This window comes from Pseudomonas sp. EA_5y_Pfl2_R50 (assembly GCF_963970475.1).
GTDB lineage: Bacteria > Pseudomonadota > Gammaproteobacteria > Pseudomonadales > Pseudomonadaceae > Aquipseudomonas.
The window spans coordinates 1-480 of the sequence record NZ_CAXAPT010000142.1 but is presented as its reverse complement, the minus strand read 5'-3'; the positions used below and the strand labels follow the sequence as shown (position 1 = coordinate 480).

The window sequence follows — 480 nt, the reverse complement described above, 5'->3', positions numbered from 1 at the left end:
GTGATGGAGCGGGCCTTCGGCCCGCTTGGCACGACGATTTTGGTCGAGACGGGCCCTGCCGACCCGAGCGATGTGGCAGCGCGCGAGGCCTATTGGCGTAAGCGCCGCGACCGTGATCCGGATCTGTGGGTGGTCGAACTGGACATCGCGTCGGCGGAACGATTCGCCGCAGAAACGATCACGCTCGGTTGACCCGAGCCGATCTCCCCCTAGAAGACGGGGTATTAGCCACGTGCGTTGTGCCGTGTCGGGTGCGATCCGACCAGGTTACGCAGTCGGGGGGCTGTCCGGCGGGGTGACAATTGGGTCGACCCTGTCCGCGCACCAACCGCATTTTTGTAGTGTTCATGTCGTTTTCGAATCGCGTCGCAAGCATTGCGGCGCTCTCTTTGGCCGTTACCGCTCTCATCGGTCTCGGCACACCGGGCTTCGCTCAAGACCTTGGTCGTGTCATCAACGCCCAGTCTCAGCCTTCCGTTC

1 protein-coding gene is annotated in these 480 nt (G+C 62.9%); it reads left to right on the top strand.

Going from position 1 to position 480, the window contains the following annotated elements; all coding sequences use genetic code 11:
- Positions 1–192, top strand: a 192-nt coding sequence (locus AACY19_RS27140) for a DUF1491 family protein (protein WP_339454579.1), incomplete at its 5' end; no start/stop codon positions are given.
- Positions 193–480 lie beyond the last annotated feature (288 nt).